We start from the raw sequence: 24,819 nt of genomic DNA, 5'->3' as shown, positions 1-24,819 counted from the left end.
AGGAAACGAAGAATCACTGAGGAGACCTACATGCGTAAGACCCTTGCCCGCACCGCTACCGCCGCCGTGATCGGCGTGGCCGCGCTGGGGCTTGGTGGCGGAGTGGCTTCGGCCGACCTGGTGACGCCGCCCGAGGTTCCGTCCAACCCGACCGGCGCCGACTACGTCAACGCCTGGAACGAGTCCGGTACGCACCTCGGCGCGGGAGTGTTCGGCGCGGTCAGCTCGGCCTGGGCCGGTGCGATCCCGTCGATCGTGCAGGGTGCGCTGGGCTCCGTCCCGGCGTAGCGAGAACCGGTAGCGTCGCACACACATTCCTTCTTCGGTTCAACGGGCTGGGTGGGTTGTCACGGGACGGGGAGGTCCGGGCAACCCACCCACTCGCTACGTGTCCCGTCTCCGCGATCCCCCGGCGCGCCGCGTCACGACCGCTCGGGGACGATCACGAGCTTGCCCTTGATCCCGCCGTCCTTGACCGCCTGGAGCGCGTCGCCGGTCTTGCTCAGCGGGAACACCGCGTCGACCGGGATCGTGAGCCTGCCTTCGACGTAGAGCTGGAGCATCTCCTCCATCGTCGAGCGCATGAGCGCCGGCGTGCGGTCGCGGTAGTCGCTGCTCTGCAGGCCCAGCACCGCGATGTTCTTCACCAGCAGGTGCCCCGGCTTGATCGGGTTCTGCGTTCCGGCCGCGAAGCCGACGATCACCACGCGACCCTCCCACGCGGTGGCCCGCACGATCTGGCTGAAGACGTCACCGCCGACCATCTCCAGCGTGACGTCCACGCCGTGGCCGTCGGTCACGCGCAGCAAATCGTCCCGCAGTGTCGTGACGTCGGAGATCAGCGCGACGTCGGCGCCCTGGGCCCGAGCCAGCTCCGCGCGCTCCTCGTCGCGGGCGAGCGCGATCACCCTCGCGCCGAGCGCCTTCGCGAGCTGCACACCGGCCGAACCGACACCGCCGCCCGCCCCGGTGACGAGCACCCACTCCCCGGCCCGCAGCCGCGCTCTGCGCACCAGCCCGAAGTGGGCAGTGCTGTAGACGAGGCCGAACGCGGCGGCCTCCTCGAACGAGATCGCGTCCGGGATCTCCACCACCAGTTCCTCGGGCACGAGCAACCGCTCGGTGAAAGCCCCGTACTCGACGAGCGTGAGCACCCGCTGCCCCACGGTCAGCCGCTCGACCCCCTCGCCGACCGCGACAACGGTGCCCGCCGCCTCCTTGCCGGGGCTGAACGGCCGCTCCGGCAGGTTCTGGTACGTGCCCTCGACCACGAGGATGTCGGGGAAGTTGACCCCGGCGGCCGCGACCTCGACGACGACCTCTCCTGGCCCCGGCTCGGGATCGGGTACCTCGGCGACGGTGAGGCCGCTCGGCGGGCCGAACTCGGTGACCTGTACTGCGCGCACGGACTGTCCTTTCAGGATTCGGTTGACCAGAGCCGCCCGGCCTCGGTGGGCAGCGGTTCCAGCGCGGGATAGCCGAGCGCGCATGGTTCGCCACGCAACGCCGGATCGACCGGACTGCGCAGGGTGCCGACGTCGAAGCCGGGCCCGGTGAGCCGCTCGGGCCGGTCCGGCTCCACCAGCCCGGCCTCGACCGCCTCGTCGAACGTCGCGACCACGGTGGTGCAGACGTCCTCGCCGTCGAACACCTTGCGCCAGTGCTCGGCGGGGTGGGCACCGATGCGCTCGGCGACAGCGTCGATCACGGCCCGCTCCTGCCCCTCGTCGGCGGCGAAGCGCGGCGGCAGGTCGATGAGCTCCACCAGGCGGTCCCAGAACTTCTGCTCCAAGGCCGCGACGGCGACGTGTCGTCCGTCCGAAGTGGAGTAGACGTGGTAGCGCGGGCTGCCTCCGGTGAGCAGTTCGGCGCTCGGCTCCGGCCAGCGTCCGCTGCCCTGGTGGGTCGCGAAGTAGCCGTAGGCGAGCACCTGGAGGTTGTGCGCCATCGAGACGTCGAGGTGCGAACCCTCGCCGGTGAGGTCCCGCTGCCGCAGGGCGAGCAGGATGTTCACCACCGCAGGGTAGGTGCCGCCCGCGATGTCGGCGAGGACGGACACGGGCAGCTGCGGCGCGCCCGTGCCGTCGGTGACCACGCCGAGGAGCCCGGACTCGGCCAGGTAGTTCAGGTCGTGCCCTGCCCTGGCCGCGTGGGGGCCGCGCTGGCCGTACCCGGTGATCGAGCAGTAGACGACGCCCGGGTTCAGCGCGCGGACCTGGTCGTAGCCGAGGCCGAGGCGCTCGGCCACGCCCGGCCGGAACTGCTCCATCACCACGTCGGCGCGGGCCGCGAGCGCGAGCACGCGGTCACGGTCGGCCGGGTCCTTGAGGTCCGCGGCGAACGCCCGCTTGCCGCGGTTGAGCACGGCGTAGTTCGCGCTCGCCTCACCGAGTTTCGGCTGGTAGGAACGCATCTCGTCACCCGGGCCGGGCCGCTCGATCTTGATCACGTCGGCACCGGCCTCCGCGAGCAGGAGCGTGCCGAGCGGCCCCGGCAGCAGCGTCGAGAGGTCGAGCACGCGCACGCCGGCGAGCGGCCGCCGGTCGGCGGTCGTTGTCATGTCGTGCCCCTCAGTCCCCGCTCGCCGAGGTGACGAGCTCCCGGAGCTTGAACTTCTGGATCTTGCCGCTCTGCGTCACCGGCAGCTCGTCGAGCAGCACGAGCCGTTCCGGCAGATAGTGCTTCGACAGTCCCTGCGCGAGCAGGTGGTCGCACAGCCCCGGCAGGTCCAGCGTCGCGCCCTCGCGCAACACGAGCACCGCGCACGCCCGCTCACCGAGCCGCTCGTCGGGGTAGGCCACCACCGCCGCGTTGAGCACGTCGGGGTGGTCGAAGAGCAGCGTCTCGACGTCCGTGACCGGGATGTTCTCCCCGCCGCGGATGATGATGTCCTTGCTCCGCCCGCGCAGCGAGAGCCAGCCGTGCTCGTCGAGGCTCGCGGTGTCGCCTGTCCTGAACCACAGTCCGGGAAGGAACGCCGCGTCCGTCGCATCCGGACGGTCGTAGTAGCCGAGCGTCATGCTGGGGCCCTTCACCAGCAGTTCACCGGTCACACCCGGTGGTACGTCCTTGCCCTGCGCGTCCACCACCCGAGCCGCCGAGCCCGCGAACACCGAGCCGTCGGTGAGCTGGATGGCGTCGGGTTCCTTGGGAGTGCAGGAGATCGTGATCCCGCATTCCGTCATCCCCCAGGCCGGGGCGATGTAGGCGCCGAACGCCGCGCCCGCCTTGGCCGGGAGCGTCCTCGGCACGGGCGAGCCCGCGATCACGAGGCATTCCAGCGGGCAGTCGGGGTCGCCCACGAGGTCGGTGCGCATCATGTCCTGGAGGAACGTCGGGGCGCCGAAGAACGCGGTGATGCGTTCCTCGCGGATCACCTCGGCGCCCCACGTCGGGTCCCACCGGTCGACGTGCACGCCGGTGCCCGCGAGGTGGACGGTGAACAGCACGCCCCACATGAAGCCGGTGTGGTGGCCGACCGGCGAGGCGACGAGCTGCACCATCGGGTCGCCGAACGTCGAGTGCCCGAGGTGGTCGGCAAGGGCCTGCGCGTCGTGCAGCAGCGTGTCGTGGTTGTGCATCGCGCCCTTGGGCTCTCCCGTGGTGCCCGAGGTGAAGCCGAGGTAGCAGATCTCGCCGGGGTCCGGCGGTTCGATCTCGCGAGACTCGACCTCGGCGAGCGACGACCAGAGCACCTCGCCGTCCCCGAGGCCGGCGGGGTCGTCGTCGAGGACCACCACGGTCTCCAGGTGCGGCAGCTCGGCGCGCAGCGTGCGGGAGAGCCCGAGGTGGTCGGTGCTGCGCCACGACCGGGGAATCACGAGTACTTTCGCCTTGCTGCGCCGCAGGATCGCCGCCGCCTGCCGCTCGCCGTAGGACACGGGGATCCCGGCGTAGATCGCGCCGAGTTCGTTGATGCCGAACAACAGTGCGGCGTACTCGATCCAGTTCGGCAGCATCAGCACCACCGCGTCACCGCGGCCGACGCCGAGGCTCGCGAGCGCGGCCGCGGCGTGGTGCGCGGCCGCGTCCAGCTCGCGGTAGCTCTGCCGCGCCACGGGCTTGCCGGTGCGGTACCCGACGAGCGCGGTGCGCTCGGGGTACCGGTCGGCGACGTCGGTGAGGACGGAGCGCAGGGTGCGGTTCTGCCACAAGCCGGCGGCGCGGAACGCCTCGGCGTCGGCGTCGGTGAGCGGTGTGTGCTGGCCGCCCAGCAGCTCGGCGAGTGAGGAGCTCATGCTTGTCCTTTCGCGGAACCGGCGAGGTCGAGGGCTCCGGCCCGGCGTGCCGACGCGGTGTCGGTCGCCGCCCGCAGCGACACCGCGTCGCGCAGGAGCCGCTCGACGGGGTACTCGGTGAGGTAGCCGTAGCCACCGTGGGACTGCACCGCCCTCGCGGCGGCGTCGACCGCCGACTCGCACGCGGTGTCCAGCACGGCCGCGGCCTGCCACGGCGTCGCGGGGGTGCCCTGGCACACCTGCCGCAGCAGCACCGCGGCCGCGCCGGACGAGGCGAACAGCGAGTCCCTGACGGTGGGCAACGCGGTGAGCGGGCCGCCGAACTGCTGCCGCGTGGCGCTGTAGCCGAGCGCGGCCCCGGCGGCGGCGTCGGCGATCCCGGCCGCGACCGCCGCGGCGCCGAGCCACAGGCGCACCCTGGCCCCGGCGACGTCACCGTCCAGCGCCCTGCCCGCGCCCACGAGCTCGACGGAGCGGGTGAGCGCACCGTCGAGACCGGTGCGGCGCAGGGGCCGGTAGGTCAGCGAGTCCGGTTCGTACAGGCGTGCTCCATCACCGGTGAGCACGACGACGTGCGGGGTCTCCCCCGCGGCGTCCACGCGCGCGCCCTCGGTGACCGCGATGGCGATCTCCCCGGTGTGGACGCGGGCCCGCAGCTCCGGATTCCCGACCAGCAGTTCCGCCGCGGCGTGCGCCTGCACGGCGGCCCAGCCGAGTGCGGCGTGCCACCGGCCGAGCCGGGCGAAGGCGGTGGCCGCGAGCACGTCGTCGGCCCCTCCCCCGCCCAGTTCCTCGGCGACCCCGAGCGTCCACACGCCGAGCCCGGCGAGTTGCCGCCGCAGCGCGGCGACCTCGGCGGGCCGGTCGTCACCGACCGATGTGTCCACATCGGACATCAGCGCGTCGAGCATCGCGACCAGGTCGGCCTGTTCCTCCGAGTGGGCCGGGCTCATTTCCAGAACCTGTCGGGGTCGGGCTTGCGGCGCTCGGCGAACGACGCGCTCACCTCGTGGGCCTCCTGCGTGGTGAGGTAGACGCTCAGCAGCTGGTCGTGCGCCATGCGCGCCTGGCCGGAGACGCCGTTGTGCTTGCCGGAGAACGCGGCCTTGAGGCCGCCGAGCGCCAGCGGGCTGCGGGTGGTCAGCTCGCGTGCCACCTCGGCCGCCCGCTCGCGCAGCTGCGCGGCCGGGACGACCTCGTTGACCAGTCCCATCTCCAGCGCTTCCTTGGCGGAGTACTTGCGGTTGAGGTACCACATCTCCTTGGCGCGCTTGCGGCCGATCGTGTCCTCGAGGTACCAGCTGCCGTACCCGGCGTCGAAGCTGCCGACCATCGGGCCGACCTGGCGGAACACGGCGTTGTCCGCCGCGATCGAGAGGTCGCACACGGTGTGCAGCACGTTTCCCCCACCCACGGCGAAGCCGTTGACCGCCGCGACGATCGGCTTCGGGATGGTGTCGATGGCCTGGTACACGTCGATGATCGGCAGCACCTGCGACTGGTCCAGCGAGGTGCTCTCCTCGTGCTCGCCGCCGATGCAGAAGAACTTCTCGCCCGTGCCCGTGAGCACCGCGGCCCGCAGGGCGGGGTCGAGCCGGAACCGCTGGAGCGCGTCGGAGAGCTCGAGGCACGTCTCGTGGCGGAACTTGTTCCCCGCGTCCGGCCGGTTGATCGCGATCGTCACCACCGGGCCGTCGCGGTCGACGGTGATGTCCGTGTAGCTCGTCACTGAGCGTTCCCCTTCCCCGTGCGGAATCCCTGGCCGTTCTTGTTGCCGTGGTAGCCGGCGGCCACCATCTGCTGGAGCAGCGGCGGCGGCGCGAACCTCGGGTCGAGCGTCGCGTCGTAGGCGCTGCGCGTGGCGTGCTCGTGCACGTCGAGCCCGATCAGGTCGAGCAGCTCCAGCGGGCCCAGCTTGTAGCCGAGGCCGAGCCTGATCGCGGTGTCGATGTCCTCCGCGCTCGCGAGCTCGGCGTCGTACTCGGCGATGACGTCGTTGAGGTACGGCATGAGCAGGTGGTTGACGAGGAACCCCGGCCGGTCCTTGACCACCACCGGGTCCTTGCCGATGGCCTCGACGAACGCCACGAGCCGGTCGACGACCCCCGGACCGCTCTGCAGCGCCCGCACCACCTCGACGACCTTCATGAGCGGAGCCGGGTTGAAGAAGTGCAGCCCCGCGAACCGCTCCGGGTTCGACACGGCTCCGGCGAGGTCGGTCACCGACAGCGCCGAGGTGTTGGTGACGATCAGCGCGTCCTCGGCGACCACGGCGGCGACCCTGCCCAGCAGTTCCCGTTTGACGTCGGCGCGCTCGGTGACGGCCTCGATCACCAGGTCGCTGCCGGCCAGTGCGGTGACGTCGGTGACCGGGTGGACGCGCGCCAGCACGGCGTCGCGGCCGGACTCGGTGAGCTTGCCCCGCTGGACGCCGCCGTCGAGGAAGGACCGCAGGCGGTCAAGCCCGGCGTCGGCGCGGGCCTGGTCGGCCTCCAGCACGGTGACCTCCCGGCCGGAGGCCGCCACGACCTGCACGATCCCGGCGCCCATCGTGCCGAAGCCCAGCACTGCCACGTTGTGGATGTCGGACATGGGTCTCTCCTCAGGAACCGAACAGGCGGTTGTCGTCGTAGGTGTAGAAGCCGCGCCCGGTCTTGCGGCCGAGATCGCCCGCCGCGACCATCCGGTCGACCATGGGCGGCGGGAAGAACTTCGGGTCGCGCAGCTGCTCGTAGAGCCTCGTCGCCACCTGCTGGTGGATGTCGAGCCCCACCACGTCGAGCAGCTTGAACGGGCCCATCGGGTGCCCGAGCGCACCGGTGACGGCCGCGTCGATCGACTCCTTGGTGCCCAGGCCGTTCTCCAGCGCCTGGATGCAGCTGTTCTCCCACGGAATGAGGAAGCGGTTGACGATGAAGCCCGGCCGGTCCTTGGTGACCACGGTGGTCTTGCCGACGGAGGCGAGGAACTCGATCGTCGCCTCGTGCGCCCAGCTCGCCGTGTGCCTGCCGTCGGCCACCTCGACGAGCTTCATCAGCGGTGCCGGATTGCAGTAGTGCGTGCCGACGACGCGCTCGGGCAGCGCCGAGCCCGCCGCGATGCCGGTCACCGACAGCGTCGAGGTGTTGGTGTGGAAGAGCGTGTCCTTGCCGACGATGTCGTCGAGCCTGCCGAAGAGGTCGCGCTTGGCGGCGAGGTCCTCGAAGATCGCCTCGATCACCACGCCCGCACCCGCGAGGTCCTTCAGCTCCGTGGTGCCCTCGACGCGGGCCGAGGCCTCCGCGGCCTGCTCCTCGGTGAGCTTGCCGAGCTTCGCGCTCTTGGCGAGGAAGCCGCGCACGGTGTCCACACCGCGGGCGACGCGCGCGTCGTCGAGGTCGTGGATGAGGGTCCGATAGCCTGCCCGCACCGTCACGGTGGCGATGCCGGACCCCATGGTCCCGGCACCGAGCACCGCGACGGTGCGCTCCTGCGAAGTCACGTCGTTGTCTCCGTTCTCTGTGCTTGGGCGTCCTTATCGGACGGTCTGGCCGCCGTCGAGCACGATGTGCTCGCCGGTCATGAAGTCCGACTCCGGGCCGGCGAGCAGCAGCAGCCACGGCTTGATCTCGCCGGTCTCACCCATCCGTCTCGCCGGGATCGCCTTGAGCACCTTCTCGGTCGCCGCGGCGTCGGCGCGCATGTCGGCGTTGAGGTCGGTGGCGAAGTAGCCGGGTGCGATGGCGTTGACCTGGATGCCGTAGCGGGCCCACTCGATCGCCATCGACCTGGTGAACGCGAGCACCCCGGCCTTGGACGCCGAGTAGGCGGCGTGGTGGGCGACGCCCTGCAACGCGAAGTTCGACGCGATGTTGACGACCTTGCCGGACTTCTGCGCCACGAAGTGCCTGCCCACCGCACGGGTCGCCAGGTAGACGCCGCGCAGGTTGGTGGCGATCACGCGGTCCCACTCGCCGGGTTCCTGGTCCAGCAGCGGTGTGGTGGCCACGATCCCCGAGTTGTTCACCAGGATGTCGACCTGCCCGAACCGCTCCACCGTCGCCTCGGCCATGCGCTCAACGGCGGCCGCGTCGGTGATGTCGGTGGGGCAGGCGAGCGCCTCGCGGCCCGCCTCCCGCTGCTCGGCCACGAACCGGTCCAATTCCGTCGCCGTACGGGCGGCCACGGTGACCCGGGCTCCCGCCTCGGCCAGCGCCTCGGCCATGGCCCGGCCCAGGCCGCGGCCGGCTCCGGTGACGATGGCGACTTTGCCCGTCAGCGAGGTCATGCCTGCTCTCCTACCTTCCGTGCGGTGTCGCGCGCGATCAGCAACCGCTGCACCTCGTTGGTGCCGTCATAGATCTGGGTGACCTTCGCGTCGCGCAGGCAGCGCTCGACGCCGAGATCGGCGAGGTCGCCGTAGGGGCCGAGGATGCGCATGGCCTCGCGGGCGGTGTCGAAGCCGAGATCGGTGCAGCTCTGCTTCATGATGCCGATCTGCCCGGCATCCGGCGCACTGGAGCGGTCGACCTCGCGGGCCACGGTGAACAGCAACAGCCGGCCCTGCAGGATCTTCCCGCGCAGGGTCGCCAGCGCGAACGCGGCCTCGTCGGGCAGCTTGGCGCCGTGGATCCGCGTCAGCGCCCGCAGTGTGCGCCCATAGGCGGCACGCGCGAGACCGACGCCCTGCGCCGCCGCGCTGATCCGCGATTTGATCACGGAGTTCATCACGATGCGCCAGCCGCCACCCTCCTCGCCGAGGCGGTGGTCGGCGGGGATGTGAACCCCGTCGAAGAACAGCTCCGCGGTGCTCGACCCGTGCATGCCCATTTTGGACAGTGGCGTGCCGCGGCCGAGCCCGGCCCACCCGCCGTCGAGCACGAACGCGGTGATGCCCTTGCGGCCGAGCGAGCGGTCGACGGTGGCGAAGCAGATGATCACGTCGGCGCGGTCGCCGGTGGTGATGAACGTCTTCGACCCGCGCAGCGTGTAGCCGCCGTCGGCGGGCTCGGCGACGGAGCGCAGGCTCGCGACGTCGCTGCCCGCTCCCGGTTCGGTGATGCCCAGTGCGCCGTAGGCGGTGCCGGCGAGCAGGCCGGGGAGGTAGCGCTGCGCGAGCTCCTCGGACCCGGCCATCATGATCGGGTACGCGCCGTGCATCTGCGTCATGTAGACGAGGCTCGTGGCCGCGCAGCCCGCCGTGATCTCCTCCATCGCCGCGGCGTAGGCGACGTTGGTGTCCTCCGTGCCGCCGAACCGCCTGGGGAAGATCAGCCCGGCGAGCCCGGCCCGCGCGAGCGCCTGGTAGCTCTCGTGCACGAACTCGTGGGTGCGGTCGGCCCCGGCCGCCCGTGGCGCGACCTCGTGGGCCACGACGTCGCGGACCTCGGCGCGCACCCGCAGCTCCCGCTCGTCGAGTAGCGCGTCGGCCGCCGACTCGTCGAGGCTCTCGTGGTGCGCGAGGTAGGCCTTGGGGTCGAGGTCGATGTCCAGCGGTGCCGTGTTCATGCGAGCCCCTCGAACTTCGGTGCGCGCTTCTCCTTGAAGGCGGCCACACCCTCGGTGGACTCGCTGCCGCCGATGGCGAGCGCGGCGAGCCCGGTCTCCAGCGCCAGCCCGGCGTCGAGCGGCATGTCCCGGCCGCGGTCGACGGCGTCGAGGATCGCGCGGCACGCCTCCGGGCCGCGGGCGGTGATCGTCTCCGCGATGCCCAGCGCCGCCGCCAGCAGCTCGTCCGGCTCGGTCGGCGGTGTCACGGCGAGGCCGAGCTGGTAGGCGCGCTCGGCGTCGATGCGCTCGCCGGTCAGCATCACGTGCCTGGCGACGTACGGCCCGACGACCTTCGCGAGCCGCTGCGTCCCGCCGTAGCCGGGAATGAGCCCGAGGCCGGACTCGGGCAGGCCGAACGCCGCCCTGCGCGACACCACGGCGAACGAGCACGCGAGCACCAGCTCGAACCCGCCGCCCAGCGCGAGCCCGTTCACGGCCGCGATGACGGGCACCGGGCTGCGCTCGATGCGGCGGATCACCTCCTGCCCCGCGCGCATGACCACGTGGGCCGCCTCGGCGTCGAGCGTCGCCAGCTCGTCGAGGTCGGCCCCGGCGCTGAAGGCCTTCTGTCCCGAGCCGGTCAGCACGATGGCCCGCGTGCGGCCGTCCGCACCGAGCGCGGCGATCTCGTCACCGAGCGCGCGCAGCAGTGCGGCGTTCAGCGCGTTGTGTACCTGCGGCCGCTCGATCCGGACGACGGCCACGGCTGCGTCGCCGGGCCTGCCGACGGTCACGAACTCTTCACTCACCGACCCTCACCTCGGTCCCATCTTGCACGGCGCCGCCGGCGACGAGCGCGTCGATGTCCTCGCCCGTGAACCCGAACTCCCCCAGCACCTCCCGGGTGTGCGCGCCCAGTGCCGGAAAACGCACGTTGCGTGGTTCCGGGATGGACGCGAAGCGGAACGGACTGTGCACGCTGTGCATCGCTCCTTCCGTTCCCGGCACGGGAAGCAGGCAGCCACGGGCCACCACCTGGGGATCTTCGACCACTTCGGACAGTCGCTGCACCAGCGAGCACGGGATCCCGGCCTCACCGAAGATCTTCAGCCACTCGGCGGCCGTCCGGTCGGCGAGCTTCTCGGTCACCGCCGCGACCAGCCGCTCGCGGTGGGCCCTCCGCCCCGCGTTGTCCGCGAGTGCGGGATCGGCTCCCAGCTCGGCAAGCCCGATGATGTCGCAGAAGCGCCGCCACATCGGGTCGTTGCCGATCGCGATCGCGAGATCACGATCCGCGGTGGGGAACGACTGGTACACGGCCAGCACGGAGTCGGTGCCGCCGCTCGGGGCGGGCTCGGGCTCGCCGGCGAGGTAGGCCGCGATGCGCGGTGCCATCACGGCGAGGTCCGAGTCGAGCAGGGACACGTCGATGAGCTCGCCGGCGCCGTGCTCCCGCTGCCGTACCACCGCGGCGCTCACCGCGAGCGCGGCGCACATCCCGGTGATCACGTCGGAGAGCGCCGACGACACCCGCTGCGGGGAGCCGCCCTTCGCGCCGGTGACCGACATGATCCCCGAGCGGGCCTGCGCGGCGAGGTCGTAGCCCGGCAGCGCGTGGTCGGGCCCGTCGAGGCCGAAGCCCGACATCGCGCAGTAGATGAGTCGCGGGAACTCGGCACGGAGCGTGTCGTGGTCGATGCCGAGCGACTTCAGCTTGCCGGGGTTGAGGTTCTCCATGAACACGTCCGCCGACCCGATCAGCCTGCGCAACGTGGCGAGCCCCTCGGGCTCCCGCAGGTTGATCACGACCGAGCGCTTGTTGCGGTTCGCCGAGGCGAACCACGCGGAGGTGTCCTGCACGAACGGAGGGCCCCACGACCGGGTGTCGTCACCGACACCCGGCCGCTCGACCTTGATCACGTCCGCACCCAGGTCGGCCAGGTACATCGATGCCGTGGGACCTGCGTAGGAGGTCGTCATGTCGATGACCTTCAGCCCCGCGAGCGGCCCTGCGACGGGCCCCCGCTGATCCTGGTCGTTCATTACCACGTCCTCATATTGTTGGACATTAGCCTGTTCGTCAAGCCGTGTTCACGACGCGGGACTCGGTTCACGCCGGGCGTCGTCCTCCTTGCCGCTCTCCGCGATGTCGTCGCGATAGGACTCGCGGGCGACGTACACGGCGCCGAACGTCAGCACCCCGCCGACGACGATGTAGAGCGACAGCGGCCACGCGCTGCCCGCGGCCGAGAAGAGGGCGGCCGAGACGAACGGCACCGGCCCACTCATGATCATGCCGCCGACCTGGTAGCCGATCGCGGAACCGCTGTAGCGAAGGCGGGTCTCGAACAGCTCCGGCACGAAGCTCGCCAGCGTCGAGTACGTCAGCGAGTGGGCGATAGGCAACGCGATCATCATCGCGGCGATGATCGCGATGGTGCTACCGGTGTCGATGAGCCAGAAGAACGGGAACCCGGCCAGAGCCGTGATCACACAGCCCACCAGCAGCACCGGCCTGCGGCCGTACCGGTCGGCGAGGATCGCCGCGACGGGAATGGTGAAGATCTGCACGAACGAGGCGATGCAGACGGCCAGCAGCACCGTGCCCCTCGTGATGCCCTCCTGCTGGGAGCCGTAGCTCAGGGCGAACACCGTGGCCATGTAGAAGGGAATGTTCGCCGCGGCCATCGAGAAGATGGCGATGAGAATTCCCTTCCACGACTTGCGGATGACCTCGCCCGCGGGGAACCGCGACTGCTCCCCCTTGTCCTGAACGGACTGGAACGCCGGCGACTCGGAGATCTTCATCCGGATGTAGAGACCGAGCAGCACGAGCACCACGCTGGCGAGGAACGGAATGCGCCAGCCCCACGTCATCATGGCGTCCTCCGGCAGCTGCTCCACCAGGTAGAACGACGCCGTGGCGAGCACGAGACCCGCGGGCACACCGCACTGCGGCCAGCTCCCGTAGAAGGCGCGCTTGCCCGGCGGGGCGTGCTCGACGGCCATGAGCACCGCGCCGCTCCACTCGCCACCGATCGCGACACCCTGCAGCAGCCGCGAGAGCACCAGCAGCAGTGGCGCCCAGATTCCGATCTGCGCGTAGGTGGGCAGCACGCCGACCATCGCGGTGCCCACGCCCATCAGCACGAGGCTCAGCACGAGCATCGTCTTGCGGCCGAGCCGGTCGCCGAAGTGCCCGAACAGCACGCCGCCGAGCGGACGCGCCGCGAACGCGACACCGAACGTCGCGAACGAGGCGAGCGTGCCGGCGAGCGGGTCGAGTGCCGGGAAGAAGATCTTGTTGAAGATCAGGGCCGAGGCGGTGCCGAAGATGAAGAAGTCGAAGAACTCGATCACGGTGCCGATGAAGCTCGCGAATGCGATCTTGCCGATGGACACCGGAGGAGCCGAGGCCCGGTTAGCCATGCTGCTGTCTCCTGAGTAGGTCGCCCATGCGCCCGGAACGACGCGTCTTTGCGATGGGAGCAACCGTAAGCCAGAAAGTCCGCTTGTTCAAGGTCCAACTTTTGAAAGTCGGCTGGCCCCCTTGTGATCGCGTTTGCGCACGTCAAAGCGCCCGTCGCGCGAGGCACGACGGGCGCGAACTGCCGGATTCAGCGCTTCACGTGGGCGGCGAGGTGTTTGCGCAGGTACGTCAGGTGCTTGACGATCGCGTCCTCGGCGGCGTCGGGATCCTGTGCGGCGATGGCGTCCACAATGGCCTTGTGCTGCCGCACGGTGGCCCGGCCGACATCCGGCGAGAGATCGAGGTAGTGCACCGGCTCCGTCTCGTGGTGCAGCGCGGAGACGAACGAGGCCAGTACGCGGTTGCCGGACGCCTGCGCGATCAGCGAGTGGAACTGCTCGTCGAGCTTGGGCACCTCGGGATCGTCGACCGACGCCGACTTCTGCCTCCGCACGATGTCGCGGAGTCGCTCGAGATCCTCGGCGCTGCGGTTGGCCGCGGCGAGCCGGACGGCCGGCACCTCCAGATGCTGCCTGACCTCGGCGACCTCCGTGAACTCGATACTGCCCAGCGTCAGCAGGTTGTGCACGCTGTCGATCACCGCGGTACCGAGCGAGTGATGGTCGATCAACTGCACGAAGTTGCCCCCGCGCGAGCCCGGCACCTTGTAGATCAGGCCCTGCGTGGTCAGCGACCGCAGCGCCTCGCGCACGGTGGTCCTGCTGACGTTGAACTGCCGCGCGAGCTCCACCTCGGGCGGCAGCAGGTCGCCGGTCTTGAGCTCACCGGACAGGATCGCGACGCGGATGCGCTCCTCCACCTGCTCACGCGGGCGCAGCACCTTCTGGCCGATCACCCGGCTCTGCTGGGTGTCCCGAAGCTCTACCACTACGCACCTGCCTGTGGAGTAGGTTCTTGATCGAGCCGAGTATAGCGGTTCATTGTTGGACAATGTCACGGCTACGCACCGGCGTGGCGGGAGGCCGGCGCGCCGCGGGCGCGCCGAACGTCGGGTCGAGGCGACTCACCCGCTTGCGGCCTATGCTCGGGACGTGTCCTCGCTCGACCGGTCGCCATCCTTCACGTTGCGGCAGCTCACGGCGTTCGTGGCGGTCGCCGAGACCGGCACGATCAGCGCCGCCGCCGAGCGCATGCTCGTCTCGCAGTCCGCGGTGTCGCTCGCGATCAACGACCTCGAGAAGGCACTGGGTGCCCAGCTGTGCGTACGGAGGCGGGCGCACGGGGTACAGCTGACCCCCACCGGCGAAGCCATGCTGGTGCGTGCGCGCCTGCTGCTGCAGCAGGCCGCGGAGATGCAGGCCGAGTCTGCCAACAGCTCCGGAGAGCTGACCGGGCCGCTGTCGCTCGGCTGCTACCCGACCGTCGGGCCGACGATCCTGCCGCCCCTGCTCGCCAGGTTCACCGAGCGGCATCCCGGCGTCACGATCCGCTTCCGGGAGGCGATGGCCGACGAGCTCGCGCACAAGCTCGACAGCGGCGAGCTCGACGCCGCGATCGTGTACGACCTCGAGCTCCCGTCGTCATGGCAGAGCACGACGCTGCTGACCCGTCACCCCGCGCTGGTCGTCGCCCGCGACCACCCGCTGGCCGACAGTCCCGGGCCGGTCACGCTCAAGGACCTCGCGAGCGAGCCGATGGTGCTGTTCGACACCAACCCGAGCGCCAACCACGCGATGCAGGTGTGCGCGGCGGCCGGGTTCACGCCGAGGATCGGCTACCGCTCCGCGAACTTCGAGACGGTCCGCGCGTTCGTCGGCTGGGGGCTCGGCTGGACGATCATGCTGCAGCAGCCGCAGGTGAACACCACCTACGGCGGGCTCGAGGTCGTGTCCCGGCCGATCGACGATCCGGTGCTCGAACCGGTGCGGCTGCTGATCGCCTGGAAGCAGGACGTGATGCTCAGCCGGGTCACCCGGGAGTTCATCCGGTTCGTCGTGCACGCGACCGAGGAGCCCATTCCGTAGTTCTGCTCATATAGTTCCCTCGGTTTCTGTGCTTTTTCAGAGGTTCTCCAGCGGCGATGCTGAGTCGGCAGTCACCACAGAGACCGAAGGACTCCACCGATGCCCGCGTCGTTGCCGCCGCCCGTCTTCTTCGCACCCGACTACGACGAGTTCGCCCGCTGGGTGCGCGACTTCGCCGCACCGTTCGCCGACGGGTACCTCGCCCGCGCCCACGGTGAGGAGTTCCCATGGGACCTCGCCGGGAAGATGGCGGCACAGGGCCTCCTCGGGCTCGGTGTCTCGGAGAAGCTCGGAGGGCAGGGCCGCATCGGCGACGAGCTGACCAAGGTCCACCTCGGCATCGCGCACGAGGAGCTCGCGTACGCGGACTTCTACCTGTCGCAGCTCGCCTACACCGACAACCTCACGGGCCCGCTGCTGGAGCGCTTCCTCGCACCGGAGGTGGCCGAGCAGTGGGTGCCGGGCATCGTGGAGGGCAAGCACGTCGTGGCGCTCGGCCTGACCGAGCCGGGCAGCGGCTCGGACGCGATGGCGATGCGGATGCGGGCCGAGCGCGCCGACGGCGGCTGGACGCTCTCCGGCGAGAAGACCTCCATCACGTTCGCCCCGCACGCCAAGGCGATGATCACCTTCGCCAAGGTCCGCGGGGAGGCCAAGGAGACCAGCGGCGTCACGGCCTTCCTGGTGCCGCTGGACGGGCCGGGCGTGAGCATGCAGAAGTTCCACGACCCAGGGTGGAAGCCGCTTGGCCGGGCCGGTGTGTTCCTGGACGACGTTTTCGTGCCCGACGAGTACGTACTCGGCGGGGTGGGCAACGGTTTCCGCCTCGTGATGGCGGAGTTCGACTACACGCGTTCGGTGATCGGCCTGATGTCCACCGGGGTCGCCCGCAAGGCACTCGATCTCACCATCGAGCACGTCACGAGCCGGCACGCGTTCGGCCGCCCGGTCGCCGCGAACCAGGGCGTGTCGTTCCCGATCGCCGAGCACGCGACCCAGCTGGAGGCCGCGCGCTGGCTCACCTACCGGGCACTGTCACTGGCCGACGCGGGCAGGCCGTTCACCAAGGAGGCGGCCATGACCAAGCTCATGGCCACCGACGTGTCGCTGCAGACCATCCGCGACTGCATCGTGCTGCACGGCCACCTCGGCTACTCCGAGGAGCTTCCTCTGCAGGCGATGCTGCGCGACGTGTCCGGCCTGGAGATCGGCGAGGGCACGCCGCAGATCCAGAAGGTGGTCATCGGCCGGGCGCTGCTGGGCCGCGAGGTGTCGAGGTGAGCGGGGCGCTGCGGGGCGTGCGGGTGGTCGACCTGACGCAGGCGCTGTCCGGACCGTTCTGCACGTCGCTGCTGGCCGACCACGGCGCGGACGTCGTGAAGGTCGAATCGCCGCGCGGTGACTTCCTGCGCAACACCGGGCCGTTCGCGGCCGACGACGAACACCGGCCGTACGGCGGGGTCTTCGGCTCGGCCAACCGCAACAAGCGCGGCATCGTCCTCGATCTGAAGACGGCCGAGGCGCGCGAGGTGCTGCTTCGGCTGGTCGACACGGCGGACGTGCTGGTGGAGAACTTCAGCGCCGGGGTGATGGAGCGGCTCGGGCTCGGCTACGACACGCTCGCCGCGCGCAACCCTCGCCTGGTGTACACCTCCATCCGCGGTTTCGGCGACGCCGTGGGAGGCAAGAGCCCCTACCGCGACTGGCCCGCGTTCGACATCGTGGCGCAGGCCATGGGCGGGCTGATGAGCATCACGGGCCCGGACGCGGACACTCCCGTGCGCGCCGGCTCCGGCCTCGGGGACACCGTTCCCGGGCTGTTCGCGGCATTCGGCACGATCGCCGCCCTGCGCGAGGCCGAGCGAACCGGCAAGGGCCAGTACGTCGACGTGGCCATGGTGGACAGTGTTCTGGCGGTGTCCGAAGTGGTCGTCAACACCTACGCCACCGCCGGAGTCTCCCCCAGGCCGATCGGCAACCAGCTGCAGGGCTTCGCGCCGTTCGACACGGTCCGCGCCAAGGACGGCAAGGTGACGCTCGGCGCTCCTCACCGGCCACAGTGGACAAAGCTCTGCGACGTCATGGGCAGGCCGGAGCTGGTGACCGACGAGCGTTTCGCCACCGACCACGCCCGGTGGGTCAACCGCGACGCGGTCTACAAGATCGTCAACGCGTGGACCGAACGACACACCGTGGCCGAGCTCGTCGAGCTGCTGGGCGGCAAGGTGCCGCTGGCACCGATCATGGACGCCGAGGCGATCTTCGCCGACCCGCACTTCGCCGCCCGCGACATGCTGCCGACCGTCGAGCAGCCCGGCACGGGCAGGCGGGTCGCCGTCACCGGTGTGCCCGTGAAGCTGTCCGGCACACCCGGCGAAGTCACCCGGCGCGCGCCGCTGCTCGGCGAGCACACCGAGGAGGTCCTGCGAGAGGCCGGATTCGACGACGCCGCCATCGACTCGCTGTGCGCCGCGGGCGCCACCATCCGCAGAGGGGAAGCCGAATGAAGATCGTCAAAGTCGAGGCGCTACCGGTGTCCACACCGCTGAAGCGGCCCTTCCTCATGCCGGGCACCAGGATCACCCACATCCACAGCGTCCTGCTCAAGCTCACCACCGACGACGGGCTCGTCGGCTTCGGTGACGGTGGCGACACCTCGACGTGGTACCGGGGCGAGACGCAGGACTCCATCATCGCCATGATCTGCGACCACATCGCGCCCCGGTTCCTGCTCGGCGCCGACCCACGCGACATCGAGCGGATCGTCGGCCGGCTGGACACCTTCGTCCGGGACAACAACCAGGCCAAGGCACTGGTGGACTTCGCGCTGCACGACCTCAAGGGCAAGGCGCTCGGGGTGCCGGTCTACCAGCTGCTCGGCGGCAAGTGCGCGGAAGCCTCGGAACAGGGGTGGGTGGCCTCGGCCGGCCCGGTGGACCAGGTCGTCCGCGAGGCCGTCATCGCACACGAGCAGGGTTACTCGCTGATCAAGCTCAAGTCCGACGGCAACGCCGACCACGACGTCGACAACGTGCGCGAGGTCCGCGCCGCGCTGGGCGACTCCGCGCGGATCGTCGTCGACGCCAACGGCTTCTGGAACTACGAGCAGGCCCTGCGGACCATGCGCAGGCTCGACCGCTACGACATGTACTGCATCGAGCAGCCGGTGCCGTACTGGGACATCGAGGGAATGGCCCGCCTGCGTGCCCGCATCGACACCCCGGTCTTCGCCGACGAGTCCGCGCAGGAGCTGCACGATCTCAAGGAGATCATCGACCGGCGCGCCGCGGACGGATTGTTCATCAAGATGCAGAAGGCCGGTGGCCTGCTGAAGGCGCAGCGCTGGCTGACCCTGGCACGGCTCGCCGACCTGGCCGTGATGAGCGGCTGCATGATCGGCTCGGGGCTGGAGGCGAGCCCCTCGGCGCACCTGATGATCGCGAACCAGTGGGCGTCGCAGTTCACCCACGAGAACCTCGGCCCGCTGATCATCCACGGCCAGTGGGAGAACGACAAGGAGCCGATCGAGCACGACATCGCCAGGAACGTCCCGGTGTTCCGCGACGGCAAGCTCTATCCGAACGAGGGCCCCGGGTTCGGGATCGAGCTGAACGAGGAGTTCATCGCCGCGCACGGCACGCCCGGCAAACCAGCCCGCACGGTCCGATGACGGGCCCGCTCGCGGGGCTGCGGGTGGTCGAGCTCGCCGGGCTCGGCCCCGCCCCGTTCGCCGCGATGTTCCTCGCCGACCTGGGCGCCGACGTGGTCCGGGTGGAGCGGCCCCACGCCGGGTTCACCATGCCGATCGACCCGCGATTCGACACGCTGCAACGGGGAAAGCGCACGATCGAGGTCGACCTGAAGCACCCTGGCGGCCCGGCCGCCGTGCTCGCGCTCGCCGCGCACGCGGACGTCCTCCTGGAGGGATACCGGCCCGGCGTGGCGGAACGGCTCGGGATCGGGCCGGACGACTGCCTGTCCCGCAACCCGCGGCTGATCTACGGCCGGATGACCGGCTGGGGCCAGAACGGCCCGCTCGCGCAGCGTGCCGGGCACGACCCGACGTACCAGGCGATCACCGGTTCACTGCACGCCATCGGACGCGCGGGTGGACCGCCGCAGCTGCCACTCAGCCTGGTCGGCGACTTCGGCGGCGGAGCGATGTACCTGGTGGCGGGTGTACTCGCGGCCCTGCACGAGATCACGCGCTCCGGTCGCGGCCAGGTAGTGGACGCGGCGATCGTCGACGGCGTCGCGCACCTGATGGCCAGCCCGTACTCGCTGCTGGCCGGCGGCGCGTGGAACGACGAGCGCGGCACGAACCTGATCGACAGTGGAGCCCCGTTCGTCGACGTCTACGAGACGGCCGACGGCAGACACGTCGCCGTCGCCGCGCTGGAGCCGCCGTTCTACGCTCAGCTGCTCGGCCTCCTGGGCCTGTCCGATGAGGACCTTCCCGGACAGTGGGACCGCGCGGGCTGGCCATGCCTGCGCGCCCGGCTCGCCGAGGTGTTCGCGACCCGCACCCGTGACGAGTGGGCACAGGTCTTCGACGGCACCGACGCCTGCGCCGCACCGGTCCTGTCGATGCGCGAGGCACCGCGTCACGAGCACCTGGCCGCACGGGGAACCTTCATCGAGCGCGACGGGAACGTCGAACCGGCGCCGGCGCCCCGATTCAGCCGCACCCCGGCCGGCTTCCCTCCCCCACCGGCGGCACCTGGCGACACCGACCCGGCGACGGTGCTGTCCGACTGGCAGGTTCCCGAGGCGGCGAGCCTGCTGGCAGGCGGCGCGATCGCGACACCGGACTGACCGGTCCCGAGACCACCTTCATTGACAAGGGAGTTAGTGATGGCTGCTACCGACACCCGCGATGTGATCGGGTCCGTTCGCGGCGCCCATACCGATGAGCTGAACCTGATCCCCGGCCTCCCGCAGGAACCAAGGAGTTGATGATGGCCTTCCTCGACGAGGCCCGCTGGCAGGGCAAGATCTTCGACGGCCGGTGGCGCGCGGGTGGCGCCGGCGAGACCAAGGTCGTCGAACCGGCCACCGGAGGCACGCTCGGCAGTGTGGGCGTGGCCGACGTCGGTGACCTCGCCGACGCGGTGGCCGCTGCCGTCGACGGGCAGCGCCGCTGGGCGTCGCTGCCGCACACGGAACGCGCCGCCGTGCTGCGGAGGGCGGGTGCGCTGTGGGAACAGCACGCCGACGAGATCGAGACCTGGCTCATGCGCGAGTCGGGCTCCCTGCGGGCGAAGGCCCAGCTGGAGACCCACATCGCGGCGCAGGAGTGTTACCAGTCGGCCGCGCTCCCCGCACACCCTCTCGGCGAGGTCATCCCGAGCGAGGCGCCGAGGTGGAGCTACTCCAAGCGCGTGCCCGCCGGCGTGGTCGGAGTGATCTCCCCGTTCAACTTCCCGCTCGTGCTGGCCATCCGGTCGGTCGCGCCGGCGCTCGCCCTGGGCAACGCCGTCGTGCTGAAGCCGGACCCGCGCACCGCCGTCTCCGGCGGGGTGACGCTGGCCAGGGTGTTCGAGGAGGCCGGCCTGCCCGAGGGGGTGCTCTCGGTCCTGCCGGGCGGCGCGGAGGTGGGCGGGGCGCTGGTGGACGAGCCGCGCGTACCGGTCATCTCGTTCACCGGCTCCACGGCCGCGGGCCGCGCGGTCGGCGCGGCCGCGTCGCGCCGGCTCAAGAAGGTCCACCTCGAACTCGGGGGCAACTCGGCGATCATCGTGCTGGAGGACGCCGATCTGGAGGCCACGGCGTCAGCCGGTGCCGCCGGGTCGTTCCTGCACCAGGGCCAGGTGTGCATGACCACCGGCAGGCACCTGGTGCACGAGTCCCGCTACGACGAGTACGTCGCCAAGCTGGCGGCCAAGGCCGACGCCCTGCCGGTGGGCGACCCGATGACCGGCCAGGTCGCGCTCGGACCGATCATCGACCGGAACCAGCTCGACAGGATCCACGCTCTGGTCACCGCGTCGGTCGAGGCCGGCGCGCGGCTGGCCGCGGGCGGGACCCACGAGGGCCTGTTCTACCGGCCGACCGTGCTGGCCGACGTGCCGACCACCGCGCCGGCGTACGCGCACGAGGTGTTCGGTCCCGTCGCACCCGTGGTCCCGTTCTCCACGGTGGCCGAGGCGGTCGCGCTGGCCGCCGACTCCGAGTACGGCCTGTCACTCGGCATCTTCACCCGTGACGTCGGCAAGGGGCTCGAGCTCGCCGAGGCCGTGCCCACCGGGATCGCCCACGTCAACGACCAGACCGTCGGCGACGAGCCGAACATCCCGTTCGGCGGCTTCGGCGCCTCCGGCAACGGCACCCGCTTCGGCGGGCTCGCGCACAACATCGACGCGTTCACCGAGACCCGGTGGATCACCGCTCGCCGGGACGTCGCCGGCTATCCCTTCTAGAACCTTCTCCCCCAAGGAACAACCGTCATGACTCTCACCGACGAGAAGCACGGCGCCGCGCGCCGCAAGGACGTCCGCCGGGTGGTGGTGTCGAGCTACCTCGGCAGCACGATCGAGTTCTACGACTTCATCCTCTACGCCACCGCGTCGTCGGTGGTGTTCGGCCCGGTGTTCTTCACCAACCTCAGCCCCGGGGTCGCTCTCATCGCCTCCTACGCCACGTTCGCGATCGGCTATCTCTCCCGCCCACTGGGCGGCATCCTGTTCGGCCACTTCGGCGACCGGATCGGGCGCAAACGGATGCTGATCCTGTCCATGACCATCATGGGCGTCGCGTCTTTCCTCGTGGGACTGGTGCCTGCCATCCCGACGTGGGGTGCCCTGATGCTCATCGTGTTGCGCGCCGCGCAGGGCATCGCGGTCGGCGGCGAGTGGGGCGGCGCCGCGCTGATGTCCCTCGAACACGCCGATGGCCGCAACCGCGGGCTCGCGGCGGCGTTCGCCAACGCGGGCGGCCCCACCGGCGCGCTGCTGGGCACGGTCGCCCTGTCGCTCGCCGCACTGCTGCCGAAGGAGGATTTCCTGTCCTGGGGCTGGCGAATCCCCTTCCTGCTGTCCGTCGTGCTGCTGGTGATCGGCCTGTTCGTGCGGGCGAGGGTGTCGGAGAGCCCGCTGTTCGAGCAGGCGCTGGCCCAACGCGAGGCGCAGCGCACCGAGAAGAACCGCATGCCGCTCGTGCGGATCCTGCGCAGGCCGAAGAACCTGCTGCTGGCCGGGCTCGTGGTCACCGGCGGGTTCGTCATCCAGGCGCTGTTCTCGACGTTCGGCGTCAACTACGCCGCGGCTCACGGCGTGAGCGAGTCCATGGGGCTCAGCGCGTTCGCGATCAGCCAGTTCCTCGCGATCTTCGCCATCCTCGGCGCGGCGTGGCTCTCGGACCGCATCGGCAGGCGGCCGGTCATGCGCTTCGGGCTCATCGGCATGATCGTGCTCGCGTACCCGGCGTTCCTGTTGATCGGGTCGGGCAACGCCGTGCTGGTCGTCACGGGCTTCGTGCTGTCGTTGTCGCTGTGCCAGTCACTGACCTTCGGGCCGATGGCCGCGTTCGTCTCGGAGCAGTTCGGCACCGGCGCCCGCTACACCGGCGCCTCGCTGGGCTACCAGATCGGCAGCCTGCTCGGCGCCGGGTTCACCCCGGTGATCGTGGCGTCGCTGGCCGCCGCGGCGGGCGGATCGCCCGGATACGTCATCGGCTACCTCGTGGCGATGTGCGTGGTCAGCCTGGTGACGCTGGCCTTCGTGGCGGAGACCAAGGACAACGACCTGGGCAGGGCGTGAGGATGAGCACCTACTACCGCCCCGAGAAGTACCCGGCGTCGGACGTCCCCTGCACCGACGAGGTCCTGCCCGTGGTGATCGCGGGCGCAGGCCCCGTCGGTATGGCGGTCGCGCTGGGACTGGCCCGCCGCGGCGTTCCGGTGACGCTGCTCGAGGCGGCCGACCAGGTCTCCTTCGGCAGCCGGGCCATCTGCGTCTCCCGGCACAGCCTCGAAGTGGCCCACCGGCTCGGCTTCGGCGAGCGGCTGGAGAAGATCGTGCTGCCGTGGGTGGGAGGCCGGAGCTTTCACCGGGACACCGAAGTACTGCGGTTCGCGATGCCGTACGCGGCGCATGCCGTCCGGCCGCCCATGGTCAACGTGTCACAGTCCGAACTGGAACAGGTGATGGTCGAGGCCATCGAGGACCAGCCGCTGATCTCGCTGTACTGGGGAGCCGAGGTCGTCGCGTGCGGGCAGGACGACGAGGAGGTCCGGCTCGACGTCTCGACCGCGGCGGGTACCCGGCGGCTGCGCGCCCGGTGGGTGGTCGCCGCGGACGGCGGCCGCAGCCGGCTGCGGTCCCTGCTCGGCCTGCGGATGACGGGCACGAGCTACGAGGGAAGTTACGTCATCGCCGACATCCATTGGCCATCGGCGCTGCCTGCGGAGCGCCTGGTGTGGTTCGACGCGCCGAGCAACCCCGGGTCGACGATCATCATGCACCGGCAGCCCAGGGACATCTGGCGAATCGACTACCAGGTCGACGCCGCCGCCGACGCGGAAGCCGAGACGGAGGAACGACGCATCCGCGACCGGATCACCCGGCATCTGGAGTGGCTCGACAACGACGTGCCGTGGACGTTGGAGTGGCACGGCTTCTACCGGGCGCACGCATTGGCGCTGCCGGACTTCGCGCACGGCCGGGTGGTCTTCGCCGGAGACGCGGCACACCTCGTTCCGATCTTCGGGGTGCGCGGCCTCAACTCGGGCATGGAGGACGCGGAAACCCTGGCCTGGCAGCTCGCCGCCGTCGTACACGGCTCAGCGGACGCCGAGTTGCTGGAGGCCTATTCGGCGGAGCGGCACGACGCGTGGCAGCAGAACGTCGCCAACGCCGGGAAGTCGACCATGATCATGTCGCCGGGAGGCCACGGCTACCGGATGACCCGGGACGCGGTACTGGTGCTGGCGGAGCGTCGTCCCGAGTTCGCCGGTCTGCTCAATCCCCGGCAGTCCAGCGCCACCCACGCCCACCGTTCACCGCTGACCTGGCCCACCGAGCCGGGCGTGTCCGGGTTGCTTCCGGGAGATCCGCTGGAGGACCGGCGGGTGCGGGTACTCGCCGAGAGCGGCGTCCGGGTGTCGTCCCTCTCCGCCGAGCGGGGATCCGGCTTCACGGTGCTGGCCGCCGGGGTGAACGCCGAACGGGCGGAACAGGTGGCGTGGTGGGCCGAACGGCTCGCCACGGAGCTGGCTCCCGAACCGGTCCGCGCGGTGGTCGCGCCTGCCGCCGGGACGGCGGTCACCCCGACCGGCGAGCTGCGAGTGCTCGACGATCCGGACGGCGACCTCGCCACCGCACTCGGCTCCCGTGCCGGGGAGGTGTTCGTGATCCGGCCCGACGGGCTGGTGCTGTGCCGGGTGACCGACCCCGGCCGGCTGGCCGACATCGTTGGCCACCTCGTCGCGGGGACACGCCGGAGCGGCCGGCCTTCCACGGTTCCTCCGCAGCCCGTGGAGGTGGACGACCGGGAGCGTAACTGGCTCGCGCTCTCCAGCGCCCTGGACGAGGTCGGCGCGGACGACCGCGAGGGATTCCTGACCCGCCTGGCGCTGCTGCTGGGTGAACACCGCGGCGAGTTGTTCGAGGAGGCGATCGCCGGGGCCCGGCTCTCGGGACGGGCCCCGTAGCACCGACGG

The 24,819-nt window shown here is 70.8% G+C and carries 22 protein-coding genes; 9 read left to right on the top strand and 13 right to left on the bottom strand.

All coding sequences use genetic code 11. The annotated features are described in order from the left end of the window. The first annotated feature begins 30 nt into the window (after nt 1-30). Nucleotides 31-288, top strand: a complete 258-nt coding sequence (locus BA062_RS35175; protein ID WP_110343475.1) for a hypothetical protein — start codon at nt 31-33, stop codon at nt 286-288. A gap of 134 nt (nt 289-422) precedes the next feature. Here BA062_RS35175 and BA062_RS35170 read toward each other — a convergent pair whose 3' ends face one another. From BA062_RS35170 to BA062_RS35110, 13 genes are all read right to left on the bottom strand, one after another. Next, complete coding sequence (locus BA062_RS35170) at nt 423-1,406, bottom strand: NADPH:quinone oxidoreductase family protein (RefSeq protein WP_110343474.1); 984 nt, start codon at nt 1,404-1,406, stop codon at nt 423-425. An 11-nt stretch (nt 1,407-1,417) separates the two neighbouring features. Then, nucleotides 1,418-2,560 carry a CaiB/BaiF CoA transferase family protein gene (locus BA062_RS35165; protein WP_110343473.1) on the bottom strand — a complete coding sequence of 381 codons (1,143 nt, stop codon included), beginning with the start codon at nt 2,558-2,560 and terminating at the stop codon, nt 1,418-1,420. 10 nt (nt 2,561-2,570) lie between these two features. Next, a complete protein-coding gene (locus BA062_RS35160) occupies nt 2,571-4,238 on the bottom strand; it encodes an AMP-binding protein (protein WP_110343472.1) in 1,668 nt (555 codons plus the stop codon). Further along, nucleotides 4,235-5,191 (bottom strand): acyl-CoA dehydrogenase family protein, encoded by a 957-nt coding sequence (locus BA062_RS35155; RefSeq protein WP_110343471.1) that lies wholly within the window; start codon nt 5,189-5,191, stop codon nt 4,235-4,237. The genes BA062_RS35160 and BA062_RS35155 overlap by 4 nt, the downstream gene beginning before the upstream one ends. Beyond that, entirely contained in the window at nt 5,188-5,967 is a 780-nt protein-coding gene (locus tag BA062_RS35150; protein WP_110343470.1) for an enoyl-CoA hydratase-related protein, read from the bottom strand. Before BA062_RS35150 ends, BA062_RS35155 begins: the two co-directional genes overlap by 4 nt. Next, a complete protein-coding gene (locus BA062_RS35145; protein ID WP_110343469.1) occupies nt 5,964-6,830 on the bottom strand; it encodes a 3-hydroxyacyl-CoA dehydrogenase family protein in 867 nt (288 codons plus the stop codon). The genes BA062_RS35150 and BA062_RS35145 overlap by 4 nt, the downstream gene beginning before the upstream one ends. A 10-nt stretch (nt 6,831-6,840) precedes the next feature. Then, complete coding sequence (locus tag BA062_RS35140; RefSeq protein ID WP_110343468.1) at nt 6,841-7,719, bottom strand: 3-hydroxyacyl-CoA dehydrogenase family protein; 879 nt, start codon at nt 7,717-7,719, stop codon at nt 6,841-6,843. Between the two features lie 33 nt (nt 7,720-7,752). After that, nucleotides 7,753-8,505, bottom strand: a complete 753-nt coding sequence (locus BA062_RS35135; RefSeq protein WP_110343467.1) for an SDR family NAD(P)-dependent oxidoreductase — start codon at nt 8,503-8,505, stop codon at nt 7,753-7,755. Continuing rightward, complete coding sequence (locus BA062_RS35130; RefSeq protein WP_110343466.1) at nt 8,502-9,725, bottom strand: acyl-CoA dehydrogenase family protein; 1,224 nt, start codon at nt 9,723-9,725, stop codon at nt 8,502-8,504. Before BA062_RS35130 ends, BA062_RS35135 begins: the two co-directional genes overlap by 4 nt. Further along, nucleotides 9,722-10,516, bottom strand: coding sequence for an enoyl-CoA hydratase/isomerase family protein (locus BA062_RS35125; RefSeq protein ID WP_245960159.1), 795 nt, complete (start codon nt 10,514-10,516; stop codon nt 9,722-9,724). The genes BA062_RS35130 and BA062_RS35125 overlap by 4 nt, the downstream gene beginning before the upstream one ends. Continuing rightward, on the bottom strand, nt 10,509-11,750 hold the full coding sequence (locus tag BA062_RS35120; RefSeq protein ID WP_110343465.1) for a CaiB/BaiF CoA transferase family protein: 1,242 nt from the start codon (nt 11,748-11,750) through the stop codon (nt 10,509-10,511). The genes BA062_RS35125 and BA062_RS35120 overlap by 8 nt, the downstream gene beginning before the upstream one ends. A gap of 48 nt (nt 11,751-11,798) precedes the next feature. Continuing rightward, nucleotides 11,799-13,136: an MFS transporter gene (locus tag BA062_RS35115; protein WP_110343464.1), complete on the bottom strand. Its 1,338-nt coding sequence runs from the start codon at nt 13,134-13,136 to the stop codon at nt 11,799-11,801. 188 nt (nt 13,137-13,324) lie between these two features. Next, nucleotides 13,325-14,065, bottom strand: coding sequence for a FadR/GntR family transcriptional regulator (locus tag BA062_RS35110; protein ID WP_110343463.1), 741 nt, complete (start codon nt 14,063-14,065; stop codon nt 13,325-13,327). A 163-nt stretch (nt 14,066-14,228) separates the two neighbouring features. Between BA062_RS35110 and BA062_RS35105 the strand changes: the two genes are divergently transcribed. The 8 genes from BA062_RS35105 to BA062_RS35070 all read left to right on the top strand — a co-directional run bounded on the left by BA062_RS35105 (nt 14,229) and on the right by BA062_RS35070 (nt 24,810). Next, nucleotides 14,229-15,161, top strand: coding sequence for a LysR family transcriptional regulator (locus tag BA062_RS35105; RefSeq protein ID WP_110343462.1), 933 nt, complete (start codon nt 14,229-14,231; stop codon nt 15,159-15,161). 99 nt (nt 15,162-15,260) lie between these two features. Then, complete coding sequence (locus BA062_RS35100; protein ID WP_110343461.1) at nt 15,261-16,442, top strand: acyl-CoA dehydrogenase family protein; 1,182 nt, start codon at nt 15,261-15,263, stop codon at nt 16,440-16,442. Further along, nucleotides 16,439-17,668, top strand: coding sequence for a CaiB/BaiF CoA transferase family protein (locus tag BA062_RS35095; protein ID WP_110343460.1), 1,230 nt, complete (start codon nt 16,439-16,441; stop codon nt 17,666-17,668). Before BA062_RS35100 ends, BA062_RS35095 begins: the two co-directional genes overlap by 4 nt. After that, nucleotides 17,665-18,831 carry a mandelate racemase/muconate lactonizing enzyme family protein gene (locus BA062_RS35090; protein ID WP_110343459.1) on the top strand — a complete coding sequence of 389 codons (1,167 nt, stop codon included), beginning with the start codon at nt 17,665-17,667 and terminating at the stop codon, nt 18,829-18,831. Before BA062_RS35095 ends, BA062_RS35090 begins: the two co-directional genes overlap by 4 nt. Continuing rightward, complete coding sequence (locus BA062_RS35085; RefSeq protein WP_110343458.1) at nt 18,828-19,976, top strand: CaiB/BaiF CoA transferase family protein; 1,149 nt, start codon at nt 18,828-18,830, stop codon at nt 19,974-19,976. The genes BA062_RS35090 and BA062_RS35085 overlap by 4 nt, the downstream gene beginning before the upstream one ends. Before the next feature lie 143 nt (nt 19,977-20,119). Then, nucleotides 20,120-21,580, top strand: coding sequence for a benzaldehyde dehydrogenase (locus BA062_RS35080; RefSeq protein WP_110343457.1), 1,461 nt, complete (start codon nt 20,120-20,122; stop codon nt 21,578-21,580). A gap of 27 nt (nt 21,581-21,607) precedes the next feature. Next, nucleotides 21,608-22,918 (top strand): MFS transporter, encoded by a 1,311-nt coding sequence (locus BA062_RS35075; RefSeq protein ID WP_110343456.1) that lies wholly within the window; start codon nt 21,608-21,610, stop codon nt 22,916-22,918. A 2-nt stretch (nt 22,919-22,920) separates the two neighbouring features. Beyond that, nucleotides 22,921-24,810 carry an FAD-dependent monooxygenase gene (locus BA062_RS35070; protein ID WP_110343455.1) on the top strand — a complete coding sequence of 630 codons (1,890 nt, stop codon included), beginning with the start codon at nt 22,921-22,923 and terminating at the stop codon, nt 24,808-24,810. Nucleotides 24,811-24,819: the final 9 nt, after the last annotated feature.

Origin of the sequence: Prauserella flavalba (assembly GCF_003202235.1) — a bacterium.
Lineage (GTDB): Bacteria > Actinomycetota > Actinomycetes > Mycobacteriales > Pseudonocardiaceae > Prauserella_A > Prauserella_A flavalba.
This window is presented reverse-complemented; position numbering and strand designations above follow the sequence as displayed.

Excerpts from the sequence above, each read along its gene's own strand:
- BA062_RS35080 (WP_110343457.1), top strand. The coding sequence starts at position 20,120 with ATGGCCTTCCTCGACGAGGCCCGCTGGCAGGGCAAGATCTTCGACGGC.
- BA062_RS35160 (WP_110343472.1), bottom strand. The coding sequence starts at position 4,238 with ATGAGCTCCTCACTCGCCGAGCTGCTGGGCGGCCAGCACACACCGCTC.
- BA062_RS35120 (WP_110343465.1), bottom strand. The coding sequence starts at position 11,750 with ATGAACGACCAGGATCAGCGGGGGCCCGTCGCAGGGCCGCTCGCGGGG.
- BA062_RS35085 (WP_110343458.1), top strand. The coding sequence starts at position 18,828 with ATGACGGGCCCGCTCGCGGGGCTGCGGGTGGTCGAGCTCGCCGGGCTC.
- BA062_RS35165 (WP_110343473.1), bottom strand. The coding sequence starts at position 2,560 with ATGACAACGACCGCCGACCGGCGGCCGCTCGCCGGCGTGCGCGTGCTC.
- BA062_RS35075 (WP_110343456.1), top strand. The coding sequence starts at position 21,608 with ATGACTCTCACCGACGAGAAGCACGGCGCCGCGCGCCGCAAGGACGTC.
- BA062_RS35070 (WP_110343455.1), top strand. The coding sequence starts at position 22,921 with ATGAGCACCTACTACCGCCCCGAGAAGTACCCGGCGTCGGACGTCCCC.
- BA062_RS35115 (WP_110343464.1), bottom strand. The coding sequence starts at position 13,136 with ATGGCTAACCGGGCCTCGGCTCCTCCGGTGTCCATCGGCAAGATCGCA.
- BA062_RS35090 (WP_110343459.1), top strand. The coding sequence starts at position 17,665 with ATGAAGATCGTCAAAGTCGAGGCGCTACCGGTGTCCACACCGCTGAAG.
- BA062_RS35145 (WP_110343469.1), bottom strand. The coding sequence starts at position 6,830 with ATGTCCGACATCCACAACGTGGCAGTGCTGGGCTTCGGCACGATGGGC.
- BA062_RS35135 (WP_110343467.1), bottom strand. The coding sequence starts at position 8,505 with ATGACCTCGCTGACGGGCAAAGTCGCCATCGTCACCGGAGCCGGCCGC.
- BA062_RS35130 (WP_110343466.1), bottom strand. The coding sequence starts at position 9,725 with ATGAACACGGCACCGCTGGACATCGACCTCGACCCCAAGGCCTACCTC.
- BA062_RS35175 (WP_110343475.1), top strand. The coding sequence starts at position 31 with ATGCGTAAGACCCTTGCCCGCACCGCTACCGCCGCCGTGATCGGCGTG.
- BA062_RS35100 (WP_110343461.1), top strand. The coding sequence starts at position 15,261 with ATGCCCGCGTCGTTGCCGCCGCCCGTCTTCTTCGCACCCGACTACGAC.
- BA062_RS35155 (WP_110343471.1), bottom strand. The coding sequence starts at position 5,191 with ATGAGCCCGGCCCACTCGGAGGAACAGGCCGACCTGGTCGCGATGCTC.